This window comes from Paenarthrobacter sp. 10N417, from assembly GCF_056394745.1.
Window position 1 is genome coordinate 136,206 of sequence record NZ_JBFTIL010000021.1, and the last position, 8,337, is coordinate 144,542.

General features: G+C 60.6%; 9 protein-coding genes and 1 tRNA gene. 9 read left to right on the forward strand and 1 reads right to left on the reverse strand.

All coding sequences use genetic code 11. From position 1 onward, the window contains the following. Window positions 1–38: 38 nt before the first annotated feature. Window positions 39–1,268 carry a pyridoxal phosphate-dependent aminotransferase gene (locus AC1DCM_RS21635; protein WP_477514599.1) on the reverse strand — a complete coding sequence of 410 codons (1,230 nt, stop codon included), beginning with the start codon at window positions 1,266–1,268 and terminating at the stop codon, window positions 39–41. Window positions 1,269–1,524: 256 nt separating this feature from the next. Between AC1DCM_RS21635 and AC1DCM_RS21640 the strand changes: the two genes are divergently transcribed. The 9 genes from AC1DCM_RS21640 to rplL all read left to right on the forward strand — a co-directional run bounded on the left by AC1DCM_RS21640 (window position 1,525) and on the right by rplL (window position 8,090). Further along, window positions 1,525–1,597 (forward strand) — tRNA-Trp (locus AC1DCM_RS21640). Between the two features lie 81 nt (window positions 1,598–1,678). After that, window positions 1,679–1,960 (forward strand): preprotein translocase subunit SecE, encoded by a 282-nt coding sequence (secE, locus tag AC1DCM_RS21645; RefSeq protein ID WP_442018772.1) that lies wholly within the window; start codon window positions 1,679–1,681, stop codon window positions 1,958–1,960. 113 nt (window positions 1,961–2,073) lie between these two features. Beyond that, complete coding sequence (gene nusG / locus AC1DCM_RS21650) at window positions 2,074–2,934, forward strand: transcription termination/antitermination protein NusG (RefSeq protein ID WP_442018773.1); 861 nt, start codon at window positions 2,074–2,076, stop codon at window positions 2,932–2,934. Between the two features lie 130 nt (window positions 2,935–3,064). Further along, window positions 3,065–3,496, forward strand: a complete 432-nt coding sequence (rplK, locus tag AC1DCM_RS21655) for a 50S ribosomal protein L11 (protein WP_166183617.1) — start codon at window positions 3,065–3,067, stop codon at window positions 3,494–3,496. A gap of 132 nt (window positions 3,497–3,628) precedes the next feature. After that, window positions 3,629–4,336 carry a 50S ribosomal protein L1 gene (gene rplA / locus AC1DCM_RS21660; protein WP_442004053.1) on the forward strand — a complete coding sequence of 236 codons (708 nt, stop codon included), beginning with the start codon at window positions 3,629–3,631 and terminating at the stop codon, window positions 4,334–4,336. Window positions 4,337–4,457: 121 nt separating this feature from the next. Beyond that, window positions 4,458–5,570, forward strand: coding sequence for a GNAT family N-acetyltransferase (locus AC1DCM_RS21665; RefSeq protein ID WP_477519672.1), 1,113 nt, complete (start codon window positions 4,458–4,460; stop codon window positions 5,568–5,570). After that, entirely contained in the window at window positions 5,549–6,721 is a 1,173-nt protein-coding gene (locus AC1DCM_RS21670; protein WP_477519673.1) for a GNAT family N-acetyltransferase, read from the forward strand. The genes AC1DCM_RS21665 and AC1DCM_RS21670 overlap by 22 nt, the downstream gene beginning before the upstream one ends. Window positions 6,722–7,045: 324 nt before the next feature. Continuing rightward, window positions 7,046–7,636, forward strand: a complete 591-nt coding sequence (rplJ, locus tag AC1DCM_RS21675; RefSeq protein WP_477519674.1) for a 50S ribosomal protein L10 — start codon at window positions 7,046–7,048, stop codon at window positions 7,634–7,636. 76 nt (window positions 7,637–7,712) lie between these two features. Continuing rightward, window positions 7,713–8,090, forward strand: a complete 378-nt coding sequence (gene rplL, locus AC1DCM_RS21680; RefSeq protein ID WP_189013656.1) for a 50S ribosomal protein L7/L12 — start codon at window positions 7,713–7,715, stop codon at window positions 8,088–8,090. The last annotated feature ends 247 nt before the right edge of the window (window positions 8,091–8,337 follow it).

Below are 8,337 nucleotides of genomic sequence, written 5' to 3' on the forward strand. Positions count from 1 at the left end.
CATTGGTGCAGGAGCATTCAACCCGAAGCGCTACTGGGCTATTTCGCCCGGCCCAGGAATTCCTGGATCCTGCGCACACCCTCGGCGAGGTCGTCGTCTCCGAGAGCATAGGACAGGCGGACGTATCCGGAGGGGCCGAATGCTTCACCGGGAACGATGGCAACCTCAACCTCGTCCAGGATGAGCGTGGCCAGTTCTGCGGATGTGCTGGGGCGCACGGGGCCGTGGGAGGTTTCGAATTCCTTACCCAGCAGGCCGCGGACGTCGGCATACACGTAGAAGGCGCCGGTCGGCGTCGGGCATTCCACGCCGTCAATCGCGTTCAGGCCGGCGACGATCGCCTTGCGGCGGCGGTCGAAGGCGACCTTCATTTCGTCGACGGCGGTCAGCGGACCCGTGAGGGCAGCGGCAGCGGCGACCTGCATGATGTTCGAGACGTTGGACGTCGCGTGCGACTGGAGGTTGGTTGCGGCCTTGATGACATCGGCCGGACCGATCATCCAACCCACGCGCCACCCGGTCATGGCGTAGGTCTTGGCCACGCCGTTGAGGATGACGACTTTGTCGCCAAGCTCCGGCGCCGCGGTGGCGATGGAGGTGAACTCCACGCCGTCATAGGTCAGATGCTCGTAGATTTCATCCGTGACAACCCACAGGCCCTTGGAAGCAGCCCACTTTCCGATCTCCGCAACCTGCTCCGGGCTGTATACAGCGCCGGTCGGGTTGGACGGGGAGACGAACAGCAGGATCTTGGTCTTGTCCGTCAGCGCGGCTTCCAACTGCTCGATGGTGACGAGGTAGCCCTGCTCGGGTCCGGCGAATACCTCCACCGGAACGCCCCCTGCGAGTCGGATGGCCTCCGGATAAGTGGTCCAGAAGGGCGTGGGGATGATGACTTCGTCGCCCGGGTCAACCAAGGTGGCGAAGGTGTTGTAGACAGCCTGCTTGCCACCATTGGTCACCAGGACCTGCGATGGGTCCACTTTGTAGCCGGAGTCCCGGAGGGTCTTATCGGCGATGGCCTTTTTCAACTCAGGAAGCCCGGCAGCGGGGGAGTAGCGGTGGTACTTCGGCTGGGCAGCAGCCTCAATTGCTGCCTTGACGATGTAGTCCGGGGTGGGGAAATCGGGTTCGCCGGCACCGAAACCGATCACGGGGCGCCCCGCGGCCTTCAGTGCCTTGGCCTTGGCRTCAACGGCAAGGGTGGCGGACTCGGCAATAGCGGAGATTCGTTGTGAAATGCGGGCGGCAGGTGTTCCGGCAGACATCTATGTACCGTTCTTCGCAGGCAGCTCGTGGGCTGGATGATGGGATTCGACGTAAACTACCTTATGCTGTTCTGCGGAGCTCCCGGGCGCCTGCTGGACAATGTGACTGATAATGCTGCTCACATTGATTCATAAGCGGCCGGAAGGCCCGGAATTAGTCCGGTTCGACTATCGCGAAGTTCTTGCGTAGACTGGTTCACCGGTGTTGAAAAGCACCACAGGCTGAAGTGCGGCCTGAAACATGGATTCGATCCATAGGGTAGTGGCGCAATTGGTAGCGCAGCGGTCTCCAAAACCGCAGGTTGCAGGTTCGAGTCCTGTCTGCCCTGCGCAAGCTGTTCCGGCGGAAACGCCGGGGCAAGCGCAGCAACCATGGCTCTGATCAGAGCCGGGTCAAACGACTTTGCAAGGTGAGTGAGGACCAGGTGACCGAAACGGCTGCTAGCAGCTCAAAGGGCCGTCCTGCCAAGAAAGCCGATGCCGGCTTCTTTGCCCGAATTGCACTCTTCATGCGCCAGGTTATCGGCGAACTGAAGAAGGTCGTTGCCCCGACCCGCAAGGAACTGATCAATTACACGCTCGTGGTGCTGGTGTTCGTAGTCATCATGATGCTCATCGTCACCCTGCTGGACCTTGCCTTCGGCACGGGAGTGAGCTGGGTCTTCGGTGGATCAGGCGCTACGGACCGCTAAGCGGGTCTGTCCGCAAACCGCGTGAAATTCCATGAAGTTCAGGAATTTTATGGGGTTTGCGGAATTGAGCCATTTAAATAGGCATGTTAGGCAATGAGGAAGCAGGAGACCAAGTGTCTGAGCAGGAGCTTGAGGTAAACGAGGCTGAGCTGGATGGGCCCGCTGAAAGCACGGACGACGCCGCGGCTGAGGCTGCGGAAGAGTCGGAGGCTGACTCTGCTGCGCCCGAATCTGCCGACGTCGATGATTCCGAAGAGGATTTCGAGTCTGACGTAGACGCTGAGTCTGATGACGAGGCCGACGAAGTAGACGCTGAGTCCGATGAGGACGCTGCCGATGTCTCGCTGGAGGCGGCCGCTGCTGCAGCCCCCGCCGATCCGGCCGAGGAATTCAAGGCCAAGCTGCGCCGCCAGGAGGGTGACTGGTACGTCATCCACTCCTACGCCGGTTACGAAAACCGCGTGAAGGCCAACCTTGAGACCCGCATCCAGACACTGGACATGGAAGATTACATCTTCGAAATCCAGGTCCCGATGGAAGAAGTCGTCGAGATCAAGAACGCCCAGCGCAAGGTGATCAACCGCGTCCGCATCCCCGGTTACGTCCTGGTCCGCATGGACCTGACCGATGCTTCCTGGGGCGCCGTTCGCCACACCCCCGGCGTCACTGGCTTCGTGGGCAACGCCCACAACCCGGTCCCGCTGCGCCTTGACGAGGTCTTCTCCATGCTCGCCCCGGTCTTCGAAGAAGAGCAGGCCGAGAAGGGCAAGCCGGTCAACAAGCAGAACCAGGCTCCCGTGGCCGTCGATTTCGAGGTCGGCGAGTCCGTCATCGTCAAGGAAGGCCCGTTCGAGACCCTTCCGGCAACGATCTCCGAGATCAAGCCCGAGTCCCAGACCCTCGTGGTCCTGGTCTCGATCTTCGAGCGCGAAACCCCGGTTACGCTCGCATTCAACCAGGTCACCAAGATCTAGCTGATTCCAAGATTTCGCTCCCGTTCCGCCTGCTTTGCGGTTCGGAAGCGGCCGGCCGCCTTGCCATGGCGGCCACCAACCTGGGACGCGCTCCTGTGTCCCAGGAAGCTATTGAGAGAAGGACCCTACATTGGCTCCCAAGAAGAAGGTCACCGGCCTCATCAAGCTGCAGATCCAGGCAGGTGCCGCTAACCCGGCTCCGCCGATCGGTCCTGCGCTTGGCCAGCACGGTGTCAACATCATGGAATTCTGCAAGGCGTACAACGCTGCAACGGAATCCCAGCGCGGAAACGTTATCCCGGTTGAAATCACGGTCTACGAAGACCGTTCCTTCACCTTCATCACCAAGACCCCGCCGGCTGCAGAGCTCATCAAGAAGGCTGCAGGCGTTGCCAAGGGTTCGGCTACCCCGCACACCGTCAAGGTTGCCAAGCTGACCCAGGCGCAGGTCGAAGAGATTGCTTCCACCAAGATGGAAGACCTCAACGCCAACGACATCGCGGCAGCTGCCAAGATCATCGCTGGTACCGCCCGTTCCATGGGTATCACCGTAGAGGGCTAAATACAGCCTTCATCCGCCGGGCAACCGGCATCTGAAACATTGAAATGCCGCAGGATCCTTGCCGGATCCGCGGCTTGTGGCAGGGCCCAGCGCGGTCCGCAGACCACAACTGCACAAGGAGAAATAAGCAGCATGGCAAAGCGCAGCAAAGCATATGAGGCAGCCGTAGCCAAGATCGAGGCAGACAAGGTCTACGCCCCGTTCGAGGCAATCACCCTCGCGAAGGACACTAACCCTTCCAAGTTCGACGCAACCGTTGAGGTCGCTTTCCGTTTGGGCGTTGACCCGCGTAAGGCTGACCAGATGGTCCGTGGCACCGTCAACCTGCCGCACGGCACCGGTAAGACCGCCCGCGTCCTCGTTTTCGCAACAGGCGACAAGGCTGAGGCAGCAATCGCTGCCGGCGCCGACTTCGTTGGTTCCGATGACCTGATCGAAAAGATCGCAGCCGGCTGGACCGACTTCGACGCCGCCGTGGCAACCCCTGACCTCATGGGTAAGGTTGGCCGCCTCGGTAAGGTCCTCGGCCCGCGTAACCTCATGCCGAACCCGAAGACCGGTACGGTTACCCCGGATGTCACCAAGGCTGTCAACGACATCAAGGGCGGCAAGATCGACTTCCGCGTCGACAAGCACTCGAACCTGCACTTCATCATCGGCAAGGTGTCTTTCGACGTCCAGAAGCTGGCTGAGAACTACGCAGCTGCACTGGAAGAGGTCCTTCGTCTGAAGCCGTCCGCTTCCAAGGGCCGCTACATCCAGAAGGCTACTGTTGCCACCACGTTCGGTCCGGGCATCACCGTTGACCCGAACGTCACCAAGGTTCTCACCGACGCATAAGCATCGCGAGTACTAACTCTGAGAGGGACCGTCCGGCATTGCCGGGCGGTCCCTTTTTCATGGGTTCGCATCGGCGGTTGGTCACTTGTTTGGCACCAGAGGCGGCCGTAGGCTGTGGGGCGTGGCACCGTCGTCGAACTTTTCCGCCAACGGCGGGCTCACCATAGGGAGGCTTCCCGTTCTGCAAGCTCCGGAGGCCAATGCGTCAGCGGACTTCAAAGCCTTCCATGCGTTACGGATCGCCCATGAGCTTGCCTTGTGGGGGAACATGGATCATTCGGCCACATTGGCCGAGTCGTTCATGTTCTGGCAGGGCAACGAATACGAGGAGCGGCAGGTCTACCTGGCCCGCTTGGACGGCGTTGTGGTGGGCAGCGGTTCGCTGACGCTGCCGTTGAGCGAGAACACGACGACGGCGGGAGTGGACGTCCTCGTGGACGCCGCTTTCCGTCGGCGCGGGATCGGGACGAGTATCCTGGAAGTCCTTGAGCAGGCGGCAGTGGAGCGGAGCCGCACTTCGCTTGACGGGTACTGTGGGGAGCCGATCGCCCCCGTACTTGCCGGGGAGGCGCTGCTGAAGGCAAAGTCAGGCACGGGTGGCGTTCCACTGAACGCGGCATCGACCCGCTTTGCGTTGCACCATGGTTATTCCCTGGAACAGGTCGAAACCAGCAGCACCTTGGCCCTGCCGGTTGATGAGGCGCACCTGATTGAACTCGAAGTCGAGGCGATGCGCCGGGCAACGGAATACGACGTCATCGGGTGGACGGACGAATGCCCGGACGAACTCGTGGACACTTTTGCCAAGCTCAAGAGCCTGATGAGCACGGAGGTACCCATCGCCGGTCTGGGATGGGAAGGCGAAGAGTGGGACGCCGTGCGGGTTCGGCGTGAGGAATCGACATGGCGGGCAAGTGGCGTGGACCCAGTTGTAGCTGCTGCCCAGCACCACACAAGCGGGGAGTTGGCTGCCTATACGGTCCTGACCCACCGTGACGCGTTGCCGGCGGTCGTCAGCCAGGAGGACACACTGGTGGCTCCCGGACACCGGGGACACGGCCTTGGCATGCTGGTCAAAATCGCCAATCTTCGTCGTGCAGAAGATCTTTGGCCGGACGCCACGTGCGTCATGACGTGGAACGCCAGTGAAAACCGGCATATGCTGGCCATAAATATCGCCCTTGGATTCAAGCCTTCCGGTTTTGAAGGCGAATGGCAGAAACGGCTGGGATGACTGTAGACGAGGCGAAGACCGTTGTAGTCGAGCAGCTATGGGTGCCGGAGAATCTGGACAGCCCCAAAGCAGGGGATTTCCTTGACGCCGTGGAAGTGGCGCGACGGGTCCGGATGCAGACCTGGGGGAGCGATGACCTGGCGTACACGCCCCTGGAGAAGCTGCTTGAATTCTCCGACCCCTATGAGCGCCAGATCATCCTGGTGGCCAAGGTGGACGGGGTCATCGTGGGAACAGTGGACATTGCGCTGCCGCTCGCGGACAACATGGACCTGGCGGAGTTCACGCTGGATATCCTGCCGGACTACCAAAGCCAGGGCGTCGGACGCCAGCTCCTGGAGGCTGCGGAGCAGCTGGCACGTTCAGAGGGCCGCACCATGGTTTTGGTGGACACGAACCATCCGGCGACCTCGCTTACAGAGATACCTGAAGACCAATTGATTCCCGGCAGCGGCCCGGGTTTCCTTCCTGTCAGCAGCAGGGAAGTGGACTTTGCCCAGCGGGCCGGTTACACCCTTCAGCACATCGAGCAATTCAGTTCCTGCGTGTTGCCTCTTGACTCCAAACTGGTTGCGGATCTTCAAGCCGAGGCCGAGGAAGCGAACGCTGGCCGCTACAGGCTGCACCACTGGACTGATCGCTGCCCTGAGGCTTGGCTGGAGGCCGTGGCGGAGCTGGAAAACGCTGCGGGTGAGGTTGTCCACGGAGAGGACGGCGAGGAAGAAGACTCCGCCGTTGAGGTTTCCGGTATGGTCTTCGATGCCGCCGTTTTGCGCGAAACCGAAGACGCCGCCTTGGCGCAGGGTCGGCGGACGGTGGTTACCGCCGTCGAGCATATTGAGAGCGGGCGGCTGGCCGGCCTCACCACGATCAGCGTCCTCGCGCACCGTCAGGACGTCGTTTTCCAGGACGATACTTTGGTCCTGCAGGAACACCGCGGCAATAAGTTGGGACTGCTGATCAAGGTGGCCAACATGGAAAGGCTCAGTGAGCAATTTCCCGATGCCCGCGTCATTTACACCTGGAACGCACCGGAAAACCGGTACCTCTTGACCGTGAACAAGCAATTGGGATTTACGACGGCGGGAGTCACCGGATTATGGCAAAAGGAGCTTCCCGGCCGCGGGCCGAGGATCACGTCGTCGGAGTAGGCAGCTAGGCATCCCACCGGGCACAGCGGCGTCGATTTGGTTTGCTGATCCCTCTCCCGTAACCTTGAAGTACCAAAGACCGTCGGTTGATGGGAATCCACTCTTTCGAGCGCAGCTCAATTCTGCAGCGACGCCCCTGAGAACAAAGTGCATTCCTTGACGAAGGACCCTGAACATAGGGCGGCCAACGCAGGTGAACGAAGCAAGTCTCCACAGTGCAAACTGTGTTGAGCCAAGCCCCGTGCATCTGCGCGGGGCGTTTTTAGTTTTAGCTCTCGTGAGCGGGGACCCGGAAGACCGGCTTTATTCCCCGGAAGGAGGGTTATGACAACGCCTAGCAAGGTCTCCGCTGTTGCAGAGATCACCAACGATTTCAAGGAATCGAACGCGGCTGTCCTGACCGAATACCGCGGGCTCACTGTTGCACAGCTCAAGGAACTGCGTGTTGCGCTCGGCCAGGACACCAAGTTCTCGGTCGTCAAGAACACCCTGAGCGCCATTGCAGCCAAGGAAGCTGGAGTCGACGCGTTCGGCGATCAGCTTGCCGGCCCCACTGCAATCGCCTTCATCAAGGGCGACGCTGTTGCTGCTGCCAAGAGCCTGACGGACTTTGCCAAGACCAACAAGCAGCTGGTTATCAAGACCGGTTACTTCGAAGGCAAGGCATTGGACGCAGAAGGTGTTGCCGCACTGGCAGCGCTGGAGTCCCGCGAGCTGCAGCTTGCACGTGTTGCTGGTGTCCTCAAGGCCCCCGCATCCTCTGCCGCACGCATCATCGATGCCCTGCGCCTCAAGCTTGAAGAAGAGGGCGGCGCACCTGCACCGGCCGCTGACGAAGCTCCGGCCGCTGAGGCTGCTGCTGAAGAGGTTGCGGCTCCGGCCGAAGCCGCTGAAGCTGCAACCGAAGAGAACTAAGTTCTCCCCCCAATCAAACTCAGGTGCATGGAGCGGCATTGTCCGAACCTGCACCGACTAATGGAAGGACGCCACCATGGCGAAGCTCAGCAACGAAGAGCTCATTGAAGCTTTCAAGGAACTGACCATCATCGAGCTCTCCGAGTTCGTCAAGCTCTTCGAAGAGACCTTCGAAGTTACGGCTGCTGCTGTTGCAGTTGCTGGCCCCGCTGCCGGCGGTGCTGCTGAAGCTGCTGAAGAGAAGACCGACTTCGACGTCGTCCTCGAAGCTGCTGGCGACAAGAAGATCGCAGTGATCAAGGAAGTTCGCGCCATCACCTCCCTCGGCCTCAAGGAAGCCAAGGACCTGGTTGACAGCGCACCGAAGGCTGTTCTCGAAGGCGCCACCAAGGAAGCCGCAGAGAAGGCAAAGGCTCAGCTCGAAGAAGCTGGCGCAACGGTTACCCTCAAGTAACTCGTCTTGCTTGTGGAAGCCCCGTCCGGTTCGCCGGGTGGGGCTTCCTGCTTTAAAGAAACAACGCGGGGTCACTTATAGCCCAATAATCCCTCCGGAATGGGCTGTAAGTGACTGTGAGGATTGTTGTGGCTGGTCTGGGACTGGCTGGCAGAGTGGGTATTGGCCGTGCTGCCCCTTGGATGTGACTCAGTAAGTGACTGGCCCCGCAAGGGTGTCCTGGAGTGGGATCTGTCCATCCGAGGGG

What these genes read in the sequence shown, in the direction of transcription:
- rplJ (WP_477519674.1), top strand. Translation starts at nt 7,046, where the DNA reads ATGACAACGCCTAGCAAGGTCTCCGCTGTTGCAGAGATCACCAACGAT.
- AC1DCM_RS21670 (WP_477519673.1), top strand. Translation starts at nt 5,549, where the DNA reads ATGGCAGAAACGGCTGGGATGACTGTAGACGAGGCGAAGACCGTTGTA.
- rplA (WP_442004053.1), top strand. Translation starts at nt 3,629, where the DNA reads ATGGCAAAGCGCAGCAAAGCATATGAGGCAGCCGTAGCCAAGATCGAG.
- rplL (WP_189013656.1), top strand. Translation starts at nt 7,713, where the DNA reads ATGGCGAAGCTCAGCAACGAAGAGCTCATTGAAGCTTTCAAGGAACTG.